The 14,491-nt window shown below is 71.2% G+C and carries 15 protein-coding genes; 7 read left to right on the top strand and 8 right to left on the bottom strand.

Translation table 11 applies throughout. The features are described from left to right. Nucleotides 1-195 precede the first annotated feature (195 nt). From NUV38_RS14280 to NUV38_RS14265, 4 genes are all read left to right on the top strand, one after another. Nucleotides 196-2,388, top strand: coding sequence for a carbon starvation CstA family protein (locus tag NUV38_RS14280; protein ID WP_257729760.1), 2,193 nt, complete (start codon nt 196-198; stop codon nt 2,386-2,388). Beyond that, nucleotides 2,385-2,570: a CstA-like transporter-associated (seleno)protein gene (locus NUV38_RS14275; RefSeq protein ID WP_257729759.1), complete on the top strand. Its 186-nt coding sequence runs from the start codon at nt 2,385-2,387 to the stop codon at nt 2,568-2,570. The genes NUV38_RS14280 and NUV38_RS14275 overlap by 4 nt, the downstream gene beginning before the upstream one ends. 76 nt (nt 2,571-2,646) lie before the next feature. Beyond that, nucleotides 2,647-4,035, top strand: coding sequence for an APC family permease (locus tag NUV38_RS14270; protein WP_257729758.1), 1,389 nt, complete (start codon nt 2,647-2,649; stop codon nt 4,033-4,035). Nucleotides 4,036-4,066: 31 nt separating this feature from the next. Continuing rightward, nucleotides 4,067-4,531 carry a universal stress protein gene (locus NUV38_RS14265; RefSeq protein WP_257729757.1) on the top strand — a complete coding sequence of 155 codons (465 nt, stop codon included), beginning with the start codon at nt 4,067-4,069 and terminating at the stop codon, nt 4,529-4,531. Nucleotides 4,532-4,535: 4 nt separating this feature from the next. On the opposite strand, the gene NUV38_RS14260 is transcribed toward NUV38_RS14265, so the two are convergent. From NUV38_RS14260 to NUV38_RS14250, 3 genes are all read right to left on the bottom strand, one after another. Then, complete coding sequence (locus tag NUV38_RS14260; protein WP_055961209.1) at nt 4,536-5,093, bottom strand: antibiotic biosynthesis monooxygenase; 558 nt, start codon at nt 5,091-5,093, stop codon at nt 4,536-4,538. Between the two features lie 9 nt (nt 5,094-5,102). Further along, the gene (locus tag NUV38_RS14255; RefSeq protein WP_257729756.1) at nt 5,103-5,840 is read right to left on the bottom strand and encodes a phosphatase PAP2 family protein; all 738 of its coding nucleotides are present in this window, start codon (nt 5,838-5,840) and stop codon (nt 5,103-5,105) included. A 157-nt stretch (nt 5,841-5,997) separates the two neighbouring features. Beyond that, nucleotides 5,998-7,797 (bottom strand): DUF853 domain-containing protein, encoded by a 1,800-nt coding sequence (locus tag NUV38_RS14250; protein ID WP_257729755.1) that lies wholly within the window; start codon nt 7,795-7,797, stop codon nt 5,998-6,000. Between the two features lie 49 nt (nt 7,798-7,846). Here NUV38_RS14250 and NUV38_RS14245 point away from each other — a divergent pair, with 49 nt between their 5' ends. Continuing rightward, nucleotides 7,847-8,149, top strand: coding sequence for a type II toxin-antitoxin system VapB family antitoxin (locus NUV38_RS14245; protein ID WP_257729754.1), 303 nt, complete (start codon nt 7,847-7,849; stop codon nt 8,147-8,149). Further along, nucleotides 8,146-8,670: a LytR C-terminal domain-containing protein gene (locus tag NUV38_RS14240; protein ID WP_257729753.1), complete on the top strand. Its 525-nt coding sequence runs from the start codon at nt 8,146-8,148 to the stop codon at nt 8,668-8,670. The genes NUV38_RS14245 and NUV38_RS14240 overlap by 4 nt, the downstream gene beginning before the upstream one ends. Before the next feature lie 56 nt (nt 8,671-8,726). On the opposite strand, the gene NUV38_RS14235 is transcribed toward NUV38_RS14240, so the two are convergent. Next, a complete protein-coding gene (locus tag NUV38_RS14235) occupies nt 8,727-10,217 on the bottom strand; it encodes a potassium/proton antiporter (RefSeq protein ID WP_257729752.1) in 1,491 nt (496 codons plus the stop codon). 94 nt (nt 10,218-10,311) lie between these two features. On the opposite strand from NUV38_RS14235, the gene NUV38_RS14230 reads away from it, so the two are divergent. Then, on the top strand, nt 10,312-11,187 hold the full coding sequence (locus NUV38_RS14230; protein ID WP_257729751.1) for a S9 family peptidase: 876 nt from the start codon (nt 10,312-10,314) through the stop codon (nt 11,185-11,187). On the opposite strand, the gene NUV38_RS14225 is transcribed toward NUV38_RS14230, so the two are convergent. From NUV38_RS14225 to NUV38_RS14210, 4 genes are all read right to left on the bottom strand, one after another. Continuing rightward, entirely contained in the window at nt 11,129-11,725 is a 597-nt protein-coding gene (locus NUV38_RS14225; RefSeq protein ID WP_257729750.1) for a hypothetical protein, read from the bottom strand. The two genes, NUV38_RS14230 and NUV38_RS14225, sit on opposite strands and share 59 nt — an antisense overlap. A 504-nt stretch (nt 11,726-12,229) precedes the next feature. Continuing rightward, nucleotides 12,230-12,607, bottom strand: coding sequence for a hypothetical protein (locus NUV38_RS14220; protein WP_257729749.1), 378 nt, complete (start codon nt 12,605-12,607; stop codon nt 12,230-12,232). Next, nucleotides 12,604-13,059, bottom strand: coding sequence for a type II 3-dehydroquinate dehydratase (gene aroQ / locus NUV38_RS14215; RefSeq protein WP_257729748.1), 456 nt, complete (start codon nt 13,057-13,059; stop codon nt 12,604-12,606). The genes NUV38_RS14220 and aroQ overlap by 4 nt, the downstream gene beginning before the upstream one ends. Before the next feature lie 28 nt (nt 13,060-13,087). After that, nucleotides 13,088-14,431, bottom strand: coding sequence for a glycoside hydrolase family 16 protein (locus NUV38_RS14210; RefSeq protein ID WP_257729747.1), 1,344 nt, complete (start codon nt 14,429-14,431; stop codon nt 13,088-13,090). Nucleotides 14,432-14,491: the final 60 nt, after the last annotated feature.

Raw genomic sequence — 14,491 nt, 5'->3', positions numbered from 1 at the left:
AGCCGACGTGCTGCGGTTGCCGATCCACCGATGCGCGTCCAGATGTTGCTCATCCACCGATGGTGGGCCGCTCGTCGCCGGGACGGTGCCGCTCGGCGCGACGCAACGTACGCAACTGGCGTGAGCGGCGTCACCCGTGGTCCGATGGGTCGGCGCGGTGGTCTCGCGCGCCGTCACGCGTCCTGAGGGGGAACCATGAGCACCCGAGCTCCGTCCGCACCGAGCCCCGCCGACACCGGCGGCAACCGGCTCCGCACGATCGTCGTCTGGTCGGCCGTCGCCCTCGTGGGAGCGGTCTGCTGGGCCGTCCTCGCGCTCTCGCGCGGCGAGGACGTGTCGGCCCTGTGGATCCTGTTCGCCGCCCTGTCGTCCTACGCCATCGCCTACCGCTTCTACGCGCGCTTCATCGCCCGCAAGGTGCTCCAGGTCGACGACACCCGCGCCACGCCGGCGGAGCGCCTCGACAACGGCGTCGACTACGAGGTCACCGACCGCCGCGTGCTCTTCGGCCACCACTTCGCGGCCATCGCCGGTGCCGGACCGCTCGTGGGACCGGTGCTCGCCGCCCAGATGGGCTACCTGCCCGGCACGATCTGGATCATCGTCGGCGTGATCCTGGCCGGCGCCGTCCAGGACATGGTCGTCCTGTTCCTCTCGATGCGTCGCGACGGCAAGAGCCTCGGCCAGATGGTGCGCGAGGAGATCGGCGTCATCGGCGGCACGGCGGCGCTGATCGCGGTCTTCGCGATCATGATCATCATCCTCGCGGTTCTCGCGCTCGTCGTCGTCAACGCCCTCGCCGAGTCGCCGTGGGGCGTCTTCTCGATCGGCCTGACCATCCCGATCGCCCTGTTCATGGGCTTCTACCTGCGCTACATCCGGCCGGGGCGCGTCCTGGAGGTCACCGTCATCGGCGTCGCGCTGCTCCTGCTCGCGATCGTCGGCGGTGGCTGGATCGACCAGACCGGCCTGGCGGACACGCTGACGCTCAGCAAGGAGAGCCTCGTCGTCGCGCTGGTCGTGTACGGCTTCGTCGCCTCGATCCTGCCGGTGTGGATGCTCCTGACGCCCCGCGACTACCTGTCGACGTTCATGAAGATCGGCGTCATCGTCCTGCTGGCCGTCGGCCTCGTCATCGCCGCACCCACCCTGCAGGCCGACGCGGTCACGAGCTTCGCCACCGACGGCGACGGCCCGGTGTTCGCGGGCAAGGTGTTCCCGTTCGTGTTCATCACGATCGCCTGCGGCGCACTCTCGGGCTTCCACGCACTGATCGCCTCCGGCACGACGCCGAAGATGATCCAGAAGGAGACCCACGTCCGGATGATCGGCTACGGCGGCATGCTCATGGAGTCGTTCGTCGCCATCAGTGCCCTCATCGCCGCGGTCGTCATCGACCAGGGCTTCTACTACGCCATGAACGCTCCTGCCGGCGCGACCGGCGGCACGCCCGAGGGGGCCGCGGCGTTCGTCAGCCAGCTCGGCTTCACCTTGTCCCCGGGCGACCTCACCGCGGCCGCGGCCTCGATCGAGGAGTCGACCATCATCTCGCGCACCGGCGGCGCCCCAACCCTCGCCTTCGGTCTCTCGCAGATCTTCTCCGACGCGTTCGGCGGCGGGCTCCGGGCGTTCTGGTACCACTTCGCGATCATGTTCGAGGCGCTGTTCATCCTCACCGCGGTCGACGCCGGCACCCGCGTGGGTCGGTTCATGCTGCAGGACACGATCGGCAACGTCTGGACCCGCTTCGGCGACGTCTCCTGGCGTCCTGCCGCGTGGGCCGCCAGCGCGGTCACCGTGGGCGCCTGGGGCTACTTCCTCTGGATCGGCATCAGCGACCCCCTCGGCGGCATCAACCAGCTGTTCCCGCTGTTCGGCATCGCCAACCAGCTGCTCGCCGCGATCGCGCTCACCCTGTGCGTCACGCTGTTCATCAAGCACGGCAAGGTGAAGTACGCCTGGGTCCCGGGCATCCCGCTCGCGTGGGACCTGATCGTGACGATGACGGCCAGCTGGCAGAAGGTGTTCAGCGACAACCCCGCCATCGGCTACTTCGCCCAGGCCGACCGCTACCGCACCGCACGCGACTCCGGCGAGGTGCTGGCCCCGGCCGCCGACGCGAGCCAGATGGACCAGATCATCCGCAACTCCACGACCAACGGCGTCATCCAGGCCACCTTCGCCCTGCTGGTGATCGTGATCGTGGCCAACGCGGTGGTCATCTGGGTGCGGGCGATCAAGGCCGGGTCGCTGCCCACGACGGAGGTGCCGCACACCCCGTCGCAGATCGTCGCACCGGCCGACTTCATCGCCACTCGCGAGGAGAAGGAGGCCGTGGCCGCGTGGGAGAGCAAGCGCGATCTCTCCCGGACGGGGGGCCAACGATGAGCACTCTCGTCCGGCGGCTCTCCGGCCTGCGACGGCTCGTCCGCGAGTTCACCGGCGAGGCGGCGTGGGACGACTACCTCGACGCGTGCGAGCGCGACGGGGTGGAGCCCACCACCCGCCGGGCGTTCGAGCGGCACCGCGCCGACCAGGTGGAGCACGCCCCCATGGCGCGCTGCTGCTGATCCGACCCCGGCTGGGGTTGCGGACCTGCACGGGCGGGGCCACGATCATCGGACCACGCGATGCGGGAGGGGCGTCATGTCCGAGCGGACCGACACCACGCCGGGGGGCCAGCAGGAGGAGCTCAAGCGCTCCATCTCCGGTCGCCTGCTCTTCTTCTACGTGCTGGGCGACGTGCTCGGCTCCGGCATCTACGCGCTCATCGGGGTCATGGCGTTCACCGTCGGTGGCGCGTTCTGGCTGTCGTTCGTCATCGGCGTCACGGTCGCGCTGCTCACCGGGTTCGCGTACGCCGAGCTGATCACCAAGTACCCGCAGGCCGCGGGCGCCGCGCTCTACACGCACAAGGCGTTCGGCAACCGGTTCCTGACCTTCATGGTCACGTTCTGCCTGCTGGCGGCGACGATCGCGGCGGCCGGCACGCTGGCGCGGGTGTTCGGCGGCACCTACTTCACGTCCTTCGTCGAGGGGATCCCCGTCACGGTCGTGGCGATCGTCTTCATCGTGGCGCTGTCGCTGCTGAACTTCCGCGGCATCACCGAGTCGGTCTGGACCAACATGGTCATGACCATCATCGAGACGACCGGCCTCCTGATCATCCTGGCCGTCGGCGCGGTCGTGGTGGCCGAGGGCGACGCGAACCTCGAGCAGCCGTTCCAGCTCAACGACGGCAACCCCGCCATCGTCGTGCTCAGCGGTGTCGCGCTGGCGTTCTTCGCCATGACGGGATTCGAGAACGCCGCGAACATCGCCGAGGAGACGCAGGACCCGACGAGGAACTTCCCGAAGGCCCTCCTCGGCGGCATGACGCTCGCCGGCGTGCTCTACATGGTCATCGCGTTCATCGCCTCGATGGTGGCGCCGATCGACGAGCTGGCGGCCAACCGCGGCGAGGACGGCAGCCTCCTGACCGTCGTGCAGGCCGGGCCCATCCCGGTGCCCGAGATGGTGTTCTCGGCCATCGCGCTCGTGGCGGTCACCAACACGACGCTGGTCTCGCTCGTCGCGCAGTCGCGCATCATGTACGGGATGGCGCGCCAAGGGATCGTGCCGCGGGTCTTCGCCCGTACCCACGCCACGCGGCGCACGCCGTGGGTCTCGATCATCTTCACCGCCGGCCTGGTGTGCCTGCTGCTGGCCATCGCCGACGTCGACCGGCTCGCCACCGTGACGGTCCTGTTCCTCATCGTGGTCTACGGCATGGTCTGCCTGGCGGCGATCAGGCTCCGCGGGACGCCGGTCGAGCACGACCACTACTCCGCACCGATGCTCATCCTGTACGCGGGCGTCCTCGCGAACGTCGCGATCCTCGTCCACACGATGATCGACGACCCCGGCTCCATCGTCTGGTGCGCCGCGATCCTCGCGATCGGGGTCGCCATGTACTTCGTCAACGCCTTTGCCATGAAGGCCGATCCGCACTCGTCGGACCCCGAGCCCCTCGACCCCAGCGACCTCGCCGGATAGTCTCCCCGCACCGACCCACTCAGGAGTAGCCATGCACGTGCTCGTCGCCACCGACGGCTCGAAGCAGTCCCTCGAGTCCGCCAAGTACCTGCGCAACCTCGTCGACGCCGAGGCCGTCACGAAGGTCAGCGTCGTCGCCGTCGTCAGCCCCCTGGCCGCGGTCCCCTTCGCCACCGAGGGCAGCAAGGACGGCGGCGGCGTGGAGATGTCGTTCCGCCGCGAGGCCGAGCAGGCCACGCTCAAGGTGGCCGAGACACTCGACGGATGGGGCCCGACGGTCACCACCCACGTCTACAGCGGCTCCCCGGCCAACGAGATCATCAAGGCCGCCAAGCGCTTCGACTCCGGCCTGATCGTGCTGGCCAGCCAGAGCACCCGCACCCAGGCGGTGCTGATGGGCTCGGTCTCGCACAAGGTGCTCAACCAGGCCACGTGCCCGGTGCTCGTGCACCGTCCCGGACCCAAGCCCGCCCGACGCGCCAAGAAGAAGGCGTAGCGCCTCAGGTCCGGTGCAGCCAGGGCGCCAGCAGGCGGGTGATCCACGGCAGCAGCACGTAGGTCATGAGCGGCGTCATGACGCACACGGTGAGCAGCACGCGCCACGGCAGCCACAGGTCCGGCACGAAGTGCGCGCCCAGCGCGTTGGCCGCCAGGCTCAGCGGGAAGAACACCAGGAAGATGGAGACCATCTGCTTCCAGCGCGGTGGTGCCGAGACGGGCGGGCGCAGGTCCTCCACGTCGACGCCCGAGGGCTCGTCGAACCAGCCCTCGATGCCGGTGCGCTTCTCCAGGCGCGACTCGTCGACGATGCCCTGGGCGCTGTCGAGCCACCAGCGTCGCTGGCTCGACGACATCCACACCTCCAGGTCGTCGGCGCTCGCGAAGCGGAACAGCATGTGCCACTCGCTCGAGGTGGGTGCCGGACGCACCCAGCCCGAGCCCAGGAAACCGTCGAAGCGCTCGGCCAGCTCTGACCCGGCGCGCAGCCAGGCGAGCATCTGGTCCTCGTGTGCCGGATCGACGTGGCGCGTGACGGACACGGTGACGGGGACGCTCATGCGCCCAGCCTAGGAAGTCGGTGACCCCACGCGGTCGCCGACCGCTCCCCGCCGGTGCACCACGATCTCCACGACCACCCAGGCCGCGGCGACGACCGCCCAGCCCCCCACGACGTCGAGCATCCAGTGGTTGCCGGTGCCGACCACCACGAACGCCGTCACGAGGGCGTAGACCCCGCCGGCCACGCGCCAGGCACGATGCACCCCGGCGTGCGCGACCACGATCGCCACCCACAGCGCCCAGCCCGCGTGCAGCGACGGGAACGCGGCGAGCTGGTTGGTGATGTCGCCCAGCCCCTTGGGGGCCGATGCGTCGCCGCCCCACCACCCGGCCTGGGAGTGCAGCGCGAGCACGTCGGAGTAGCCCTCGACGAACCGCGGCGGCGCCGTCGGCATGGCGAGGTAGCACGCCAGGCCGGCCAGCGAGGCCACGACCAGGGCCGTCCTGGCGCGTGGATAGAGCCCGGGGCGGCGCACGAACAGCCAGATGAGCACGGCTGCCGTGACCAGGTAGTGCGTCGTGGCGTACCAGTAGCTCGAGGCCACGGCGAGGAGGTCGTGCTGCGCGAGCCAGCTGTTGAGCGCCCGCTCGACGTCGAGGTGCCAGGTCTGCTCGAGGCCCAGCAGGGCGCGAGCCCGGTCGAGCGCCTCGGCCCGGTCGTTGGACGCCAGGAGCCGCGAGGCGCTGTAGCCCACGTAGAGCACGGCCAGCAACGAGACCTCGAGCACCACGAAGCGTCGCGTCACCCGCGATCCACGGGCGAGTCGCGTCCTGTTCACCGCTCCAGCATGGCGCGACTGTCCACGCGCGCACCTCGGGGACGACCCCCGTCCACCACCCACACCACCCCGGGACGGTCTCAGGGTGCGTCGAGGTCGAGACCGCAGGAGCGGCGGAGGGCGGTCAGCGCCGGCGGCCGAAGATCCGCTTGCCGATCTCGCGTGCGATCACGCGGGACGCCTCGTCGAGGGCGGACTGACCGGGCTCGGACCGCCTCGAGCGGGTCGTGCGTCGGGTCCGCGGCGCCCGCCCACCCGGCTCCCGGGCGATGCGGTCGGCCTCGCGCGCCACCCGCTCCGCCTCCTTCGACGCCTGCTCGGCCCGGGCGTCGGCCTCGGCCTGCGCCGCCGCGGCGGCACGGTCGGCGTCGATGGCCTCCGACGCGGACGGGGGGTCGACGGGCGTGCCGTAGCGGGCCATGAGCGGCGAAGCCTGCACCGCGGCGGCGACGTGAGCGGCCGGGGCCGGGTCCATCGAGCCCTGAGGTGCCCGCACCCTGGTCCACGCCACCGGCGTGGGTGCGCCCTTCTCGTTCATGACCGTGACGATGGCCTCGCCGATGGCGAGCTGGGTGAGCACCTCCTCCAGGTCGTACGTCGACGTCGGGTAGGTCGACACGGTGGAGCGCAGGGCCTTGGCGTCGTCGGGCGTGTGCGCCCGCAGCTGGTGCTGGATGCGCGAGCCGAGCTGGGCGAGGACGTCGGCCGGGACGTCCTTCGGGGTCTGCGTCACGAACACCACGCCGACGCCCTTGGACCGGATCAGCCGCACGGTCTGCGTGACCTGGTCGAGGAAGTCCTTCGAGGCGTCCTTGAACAGCAGGTGGGCCTCGTCGAAGAAGAACACCAGGCGCGGCTTGTCGGTGTCGCCGACCTCGGGCAGGGTCTCGAACAGCGTGCTCAGCAGGTACAGCAGGAAGGTCGAGAACAGGGCCGGCTTGTCCTGGACCGACGGGACCTCGAGCAGCGAGACGGTCCCCCGCACCGATCCGTCCTGGCCGTCGGGCACGGTGCGCAGGAAGTCGGCCACGTCGATCTCCGGTCGCCCGAAGAACACGTCGGCGCCCTGGTCGGAGAAGGCGATGAGCTCGCGGAGGATCACCCCGGCGGTGGAGGCCGACAGCCCACCCAGCTCCTTGAGCTCCGGCTTGCCGTCACCGGTGAGCCAGGTGAGCACCGACCGGAGGTCGCCGAGGTCGACGAGGGCGTGCCCCTTGTTCCTGGCGTAGTGGAAGACGAGCGCCAGCGACGACTCCTGCGTGGCGTTCAGGCCCAGCACCTTCGACAGCAGCAGCGGCCCGAACGAGTCGATGCTCGCGCGGATCGGCACGCCCGTGCCGAGCCCGCCGAGGGTGAAGAACTCGGTGGCCGACGCGGTCGGCTGCCAGCTCTGGCCGATGCTCTCGCACCGTGCGGTCAGCTTCTCGTTCGGCGTCCCCGGTACGGCGATGCCCGAGAGATCGCCCTTGATGTCGGCGGCGAACACGGGCACGCCCTGGGCCGCCACCTGCTCGGCGAGCACCTGGAGGGTCTTGGTCTTGCCGGTGCCGGTGGCCCCGGCGACCAGGCCGTGCCGGTTGAGCATGCCGAGCGGGATCCGCACCTGGGCGCCGGGCACCGGGACGTCGGCCTCCACGAGCGCGCCGATCTCCAGCACCGAGCCCTCGAAGGCGTAGCCGCTGCGCACCAGCTCGGCGTACTCGCTCAGGTCGCCCGCGACGGTCGGCTCGGTCTGGGTCGGCTCGGTCTGGGTCGTCTCTGTCTGGGCCCGCTGCTGCTCCTGCTCCGCGGCGGCGCGAGCGAGCTCGTCGGCGCGGCGCCTGGCCTCCGCGGCTGCGGCCTCCGCGGCGGCAGCAGCCTGCGCGGCCTCCTCGGCGGCCTGCTGGGCGGACTGCGGGGCTCCGACCTCGTCCGGGCTGCTCATGCCGGTCAGGCTACCGCTCGGCGACGGCACACCTGTCTACACTGACGAGGTGATCTTTCGGAGGGTGAACGACGGGCGGCCGTACCCCGACCACGGCCTGTCGCAGCGTGAGTGGGCCGACGTCTCGCCCACCCAGGTCCGGCTCGCCGACCTCACCACCACCAAGACGCAGCTCGACCTCGAGAACCTGCTCGACGAGGACTCCACCTACTTCGGGGACCTGTTCGCCCACGTCGTGGCCTGGAAGGGTGAGCTGTTCCTCGAGGACGGGCTGCACCGTGCGGTCCGCGCGGCCCTCCAGCAGCGGGCCATGCTCCACGCCCGCGTCTACACCCTGAGCGGGTCCCGATGAGCGCCCGCAGCGGGGCCGCCGGACCACTCGTGCTGCTCGGCAGCGCCGTGGTGCTCGTCGCCGGACTCTTCGTGGGGTTCCGCCTGCTGACCGCGTCGGCCGAGACGATCGACGCCGGGCCCACGTGCGAGACGCGGGTGGTCGCGGCCGAGGACGACGTCACGAGCAACCTGATCTCCGTCGACGTCTACAACGCCAGCTCCCGTGCAGGCCTGGCCAACCGAGTCAGCATCAACCTCCAGCGTCGTGGGTTCCTGGCCGGCCAGATCGGCAACTCCACGAGCAAGGTCGACGCCGACGTCGCCGTCGTGCTCACCAACGACCGCGACGACCCGCGCGTCCGGCTGGTGGCCGCGCAGTTCGGCTCCAAGGTCCAGTTCGCCGAGCCCGACATCGAGGTCGACGGCGACTCCGTGACGGTGATCGTGGGCGACGACTTCGAGAAGCTCGGCAAGGACGTGCGCAAGACGACGAACGACCGTCGCTTCACGGTCTGCCTGCCCACCGTCCCAGCCGTCTGACCCAGCCGTCTGACCCAGCCGTCTGACCCTGCCGTCCCACCCGCCGCCCGACCCGGTCAGGGTTCCTCGCGGTCCCAGCCCGCGAGCCGACCGTGGCGCCCGACGGCGAGCAGCCGTTGCTCCGTGGCCTCGCGCACGTCGCGCGTGGCCACGACCAGCAGGTCGTCGCCCCGGACCAGGCGGGTGGTGCGGTGCGGCACGAACGGCTCGCCGTCGCGCACCACGAGCGAGACCGACGCACCCTGCGGCAGCCGCAGCTCGCCCACCTCGACGCCCGCGAGCCGTGACTTCCTCGGGACGTGCACCTGCAGCAGGTCCGCCGAGATCCGCTCGAGAGGTGCCGCCTCCACCTCGACGTCGCGCACCTCGTCGTGGAGCACCCCGCACCACCTGGCCAGCCACGACAGGGGTGCGGCCTGGACGAGCGTGTAGACCACCACGGCCACGAACACGATGTCGAAAAGGTCGCGCGAGCCGGGCACGTCGGCGGCGAGCGGGATCGTGGCCAGGATGATCGGCACCGCGCCACGCAGGCCGGCCCACCCCACGAACAGCTGCTCGCGCCATCCCACGCGGAACCAGACGGCACAGCTGGCGACCGAGAGCGGCCGGGCCACGAAGGTGAGCACGGCACCGACGACCAGACCGGTCCAGATGTGCCACAGGGTGAACTCCGAGGGGCTCGCGAGCAGGCCCAGCATGACGAACAACCCGATCTGGGCGAGCCAGCCGACACCCTCCACGAACGAGCGGGTCGCCACGCGGTGCGGCAGCTCGGTGTTGCCGAGCACCAGGGCGCACAGGTAGACCGCCGCGAAGCCACTGGCATGGCCCAGCACCGCGAGTCCGTACGCCAGGACGGTGAACGCGAGCACGATGAGCGGGTAGAGGCCCGAGGCCGGCAGTGCCATGCTGCGCAGCAGCCGGCCCGCCCCGAAGCCGACGATCAGGCCGATGATGCCGCCGACGACGATCTCGAACACGATCAGCCCGGCGAAGCTCGCCACGCCTCCGTCGGCGATCTCGCCCGCGCTGATCGCGGTGACGAGCACGACGATGGGCGCGTCGTTGAGGCCGGACTCCGCCTCCAGCACCCCCTTGACGCGTGGGGTGAGCGGCACGGCTCGCAGCACCGAGAAGACCGCGGCCGCATCGGTGGGGGTGAGGACGGCGGCGAGCAGCACCGCGATCTCCCACCGCAGGTCGAGCACGTAGTGGGCTGCCGTGGCGACCACGAGCACGCTGACCACCGAGCCGAGCGTGGCCAGCAGCAGGCCCAGGCCGATCGACGGCCGCACGTGCTCCCAGCGCGTGGTGAGACCGCCCTCGGCGAGGATCAGGACGAGTGCGCCGAAGCCCATGGCGAGGGCCAGGTCGGCGTCGTCGAACTGCACGCCGAGCCCTTCCTCGCCGATGAGCAGGCCGATGCCCAGGTAGACCAGGAGGGAGGGGAGCCCGGCGGTGACCGAGAGGCGCACGGCGAGGATCGCGGCGATGAGGACGGCCGACCCGACGAGCAGGAACGCGTCGAGGTCGTGGATGTCCATCTCCGGGCCTCCCGCGCTCGCCGAGTGCTGATCCTATCGGCCACCGACGGCTCGTTGACCTGCAGGGACGCGCCGCGTGCGGTGAGATGGGCGGATGCGTCGACGTCGGTTCCTGTCCCTCGGCTCCGCGGTCGTCGGCTCGACGGTGCTGGGCGGAGGCCTGCTCGCAGCCTGCTCCTCCGGAGGCGGCCCCAGTGGCGGGAACAGCGGCGGGGGCGACGGTGCGACGATGGGCTCCGTGGAGCGCATCACCTACGGCACCGACCCCTCGCAGTTCGCGGAACTGACGCGGCCGACCGGCGAGTCACGCGGCGTCGTCGTCGTGATCCACGGTGGGTTCTGGCGGGCGGAGTACGACCTGTCCCTCGGACGTCCGCTCGCGGCGTCGCTCGCGGAGGAGGGCTGGACGGCCTGGAACCTCGAGTACCGACGGGTCGGGAGCGGCACCGGTGCAGGCGGCGGCTGGCCGCAGACACCCGACGACGTGAGTGCCGGCATCGACGCCCTGGCCGACGTCGAGGGGCTCGACCTCTCCCGGGTGGTCACCCTCGGGCACTCCGCCGGTGGGCACCTCGCGGTGTGGGCCGCCGGACGTCAGCGCCTCGACCGCTGGCGCGACGCACGCGTGCCCGTGACGGCGGCCGTCTCGCAGGCGGGCGTCCTCGACCTCGTGGGAGCCGTCCGTGAGGACCTGGGCGCCGGAGCGGTCGAGGGCTTCCTCGGTGCACCGGTCGCCGACGTCCCCGACGCCGACCCCCTGCAGCAGGTCCCCCTCGACGTGCCGGTCTGGTGCGTGCACGGTCGCGCCGACACGAACGTGCCGTACTCGCAGTCGCGCACCTACGTCGACGCGGCGCGGGCCGCAGGTGCCGACGCGAACCTCGCGCCGGTCGACGGCGACCACTTCGTCGTCATCGACCCGCAGAGCGAGGCGTGGGCGTCGACGCTGACCGTGCTCGAGGGGCTGTAGCGACCACGAGCCACGTCCAGCCCGCGGCGAGCAGCACCATGGAGAGCACCCCCCACGGACGGTAGACGTGCTCCTGCCAGAACATGACCGACCCGACGAGCACCAGCACGGCACCGGGCAGTGCCCGCACGACCCCGGCCCGGCTGGCCACGCCGACGGCCAGCGCGGTGGCACCGATGTAGGCGTAGGAGCCGATCGCCCCCAGGTCGCCCGCGACGGGGAACACGATGCCCAGCCCTCCGGCCTCCGCGTCCTTGATGGCACCGCCGGCGATTCCGGCCAGCACGTCGAGGCTCGTGTAGAAGCAGGCGTAGACGTAGGCGAGCACGCCCACGACCACCCCGACCACGCGGTCGTGCGTGCGCGCCACCAGCCACGGCCCGAGGGCGAGCAGCGGGAAGACCGGCAGCAGCACGGTGTGCATCATCTGCCAGTGCGCGGCGTCCTCGACGGTGAGCACGGCCGGGTGGGTCAGCCCCAGGACCGCCGTGAACAACGGCGGCACGGCCACGGCGACGATCATCAGGTAGCGGCTCATCCGCCCACGGTAGGCACGTTCGGCCCCTCCCGCCGGACGAGCGGGCCCGGCCCTGCGGCTGCGCTGCCCTCGCTCGGGCTGGACCTGCGGGTGCGCTGCCTCCACTCCGTGCGGGCTCGGTCTCCGAGAGGCCCCGACGGAGCGGGGGCGCCCGGTGCGGCCGAGCACGCCGCCCCTCGGTGGATCCTCAACCTCAGGACGGCTTTTGCGGTTGACGATCGACCGATGACTCCCCCGAGCGGTGACTTCTCCACCGAATCCCCGCCCGAGCGGTGGATCCTCCACCGTCTCAGCGCTCCGAGGGTGGAGAAGTCACCGGCGGTCCGCGGCATCGTCGTCATTCGGTGGAGAAGTCACCGCTCGGGGGTGGGACAGCGCGACGGCAGCCCGCAGACCCTGCCCGATGCGCGAGATGCCGCCCGGTCGAGGCCTTTTCGGAGACCAACCTGACGACGGACAACAGCAGCGCAGCCCATGCACCACGAAGACCCGGAGCGACGCCGGTCAGGACTGGTCGTCGACCCAGCCGTGGGTGCGGGAGTGCAGCTCCTCACAGACGGCCCGGTAGAAGCGCTCGACCTCGGGGCCGGAGAAGTCCGTGGCCCCGGAGAAGGTGTCGGAGCGGGCCTGGAACCACAGCGCCGCGCGCAGCAGCGCGATGCCAAGGGAGCCGTCGAGGTCGTCCCCGCGCTCCACCGCGTCGAAGGCGGGCCGGTACGCGGTCTGCACGATCGTCGCGGTCGAGGACGACAGGAAGAACGCCGCGTCGAAGGTCTGGGCGAACGCGTGCAGCGCCGACCAGTCCGCGTCAGGTCCGGGCACCCGAACCCGCCGCGAGACCGCCAGCTGCTTCTTGTGCGGGACGTTGCGCGGGCCGCTCACCGGGACTCCAGCTGCGCCACGAGCTCGCGCACGGCGCGGGCGTACCCGTCGACCCCTTCGCCCACCACGGTCAGGGCGGCGACGTCGGTCAGGTACGAGAAGTGCCGGAACTCCTCACGGGCGTGCACGTCGGACACGTGCACCTCGGCGAACGGGATCGCCACACCGGTGAGCGCGTCGCGCAGCGCGACCGACGTGTGGGTGAGCCCCCCTGGGTTGATGACGATGCCGGCGCAGGTGCCCCGCGCGTCGTGGATCGCGTCGATGAGCACGCCCTCGTGGTTGCTCTGCACTGCGCTCACCGCGTACCCGAGCTCGTCGGCCGTGCGCTCCACGAGCGCGACGACGTCGGCGAGCGTGGCGGCGCCGTAGACCTCGGGCTCGCGCGTGCCGAGCAGGTTCAGGTTGGGGCCGTTGACCAGGAGCAGGCGGCGGGCAGGTGCATCGTTCACGTGGTCACGCTATCGGCCCCCGCTCACCTCACTGCCAGACGCGTACGTGGTCGACCTCCATCGTGGCGGGGAGCTCAGTGGCGGAGGTCGGCGCGTTGGCCCCCGTGCCCAGCATCTGGGTGAGGTTGATCGTGTAGTCCTGGTCGAAGGGCTGGCCCTGGAGGAGCTGGCCCACGGGGTCGATCTCGTGGTCGAGGCAGGTCTGACCGTCGTACTCGACCCGGATCCGCTCGCGGTCCCACTCCAGCGCGTAGGTGTGCCACTGGGTGGGGTCCTGGACCATGCAGAAGTAGTTGGTGTAGCCCGGCGACGTCGTGGCGTAGTGCATGGTCGGGATGAGCCGGTCCGGGTACTGCGAGTAGAACTCGGCGATGTCCATCTCGCCCGAGCCGGCGACGTCCCAGTACTTCATCGTCTCCGGGAAGAGCCAGAGCGCGCTCTGCACGCCGGGCTGGGTGGTGGTGGGCATCTTGGCGCGGATCTCGACGCGTCCACGGTCGACGGTGTACTTGCCCCAGGTCGTGACGGACGCCGACGTGTAGCGACTGGTGACGGGCTGGCCGCCGGCGGTGCACGTGACCGGCTCGTCCTTCATCCGCGTCGTCAGGCGCAGGCTGCCGTCCGCGACGCTCAGGTTCTCCGGGCGGTCCACCCAGCAGTCGCCGTACGTCAGGCCGGTGGCCTCGGTCGTGGCGACGAGCCACTTGCTGCTGTCGAGGGCGTCGCCGTCGAAGTCGTCGCTGAAGGTGCAGCTCCAGGCCGAGCCGTCGGTCTTGAGCCGGGTCGGGCCGCACGCGTCCTCGGTGCCTCCCTCCGGGGCCGGCGTCGGCTCGGGTGTGGCCGTGGGCTCCGGGGTGGGGGTGGGAGTCGGCTCGGGGATGGGAGTCGGCTCCGGGGTGGGAGTCGGCTCCGGGGTGGGAGTCGGCGGCGGCTCCGGGGTCGGGGTCGGCGTGGGTGTGGGTGTGGGTGTCGTGGGCTCGGTCTTCTCGGCGGCCTTCGCAGCGGTGATCGCGCGCGAACGGGCGACCGAAGCTGCCGTGCGGGTGGCGCTGTCGATCGCCCGCTTGCGAGCGACCGACCGCGCCTTCGACACGGCGCGGGACCGCGCGACCGACGTGGCCTTCTTCTTGCTCGTGCTCGTGGCCTTGGCCGCGGCCACGGCGCGGGCGGTGCGCCGGACTGTCGCCTTGCCGCGGTAGCCGTCGTAGACGGCGTTCCGGGTGACCGTCGCGGTGGCGGACGCGCTCTTCTTGGCGGTCACCGTGTACCGACGGGCCGCGTCGGCGCTCGGCGCCACGAGCGTGGACATCAACAGGGCGCACAGCACGACGAACACGACACGTACCGCATCCCCCGTGCGTCGCCGTCGCATGACGGTGAGCATGAGTCAGTCTCCCTCTATTTCGGGACATCACCCAACGCTCGGCGTCAC

The organism is Aeromicrobium sp. 50.2.37, from assembly GCF_024655735.1.
Taxonomy (GTDB): Bacteria; Actinomycetota; Actinomycetes; order Propionibacteriales; family Nocardioidaceae; genus Aeromicrobium.
This window is presented reverse-complemented; position numbering and strand designations above follow the sequence as displayed.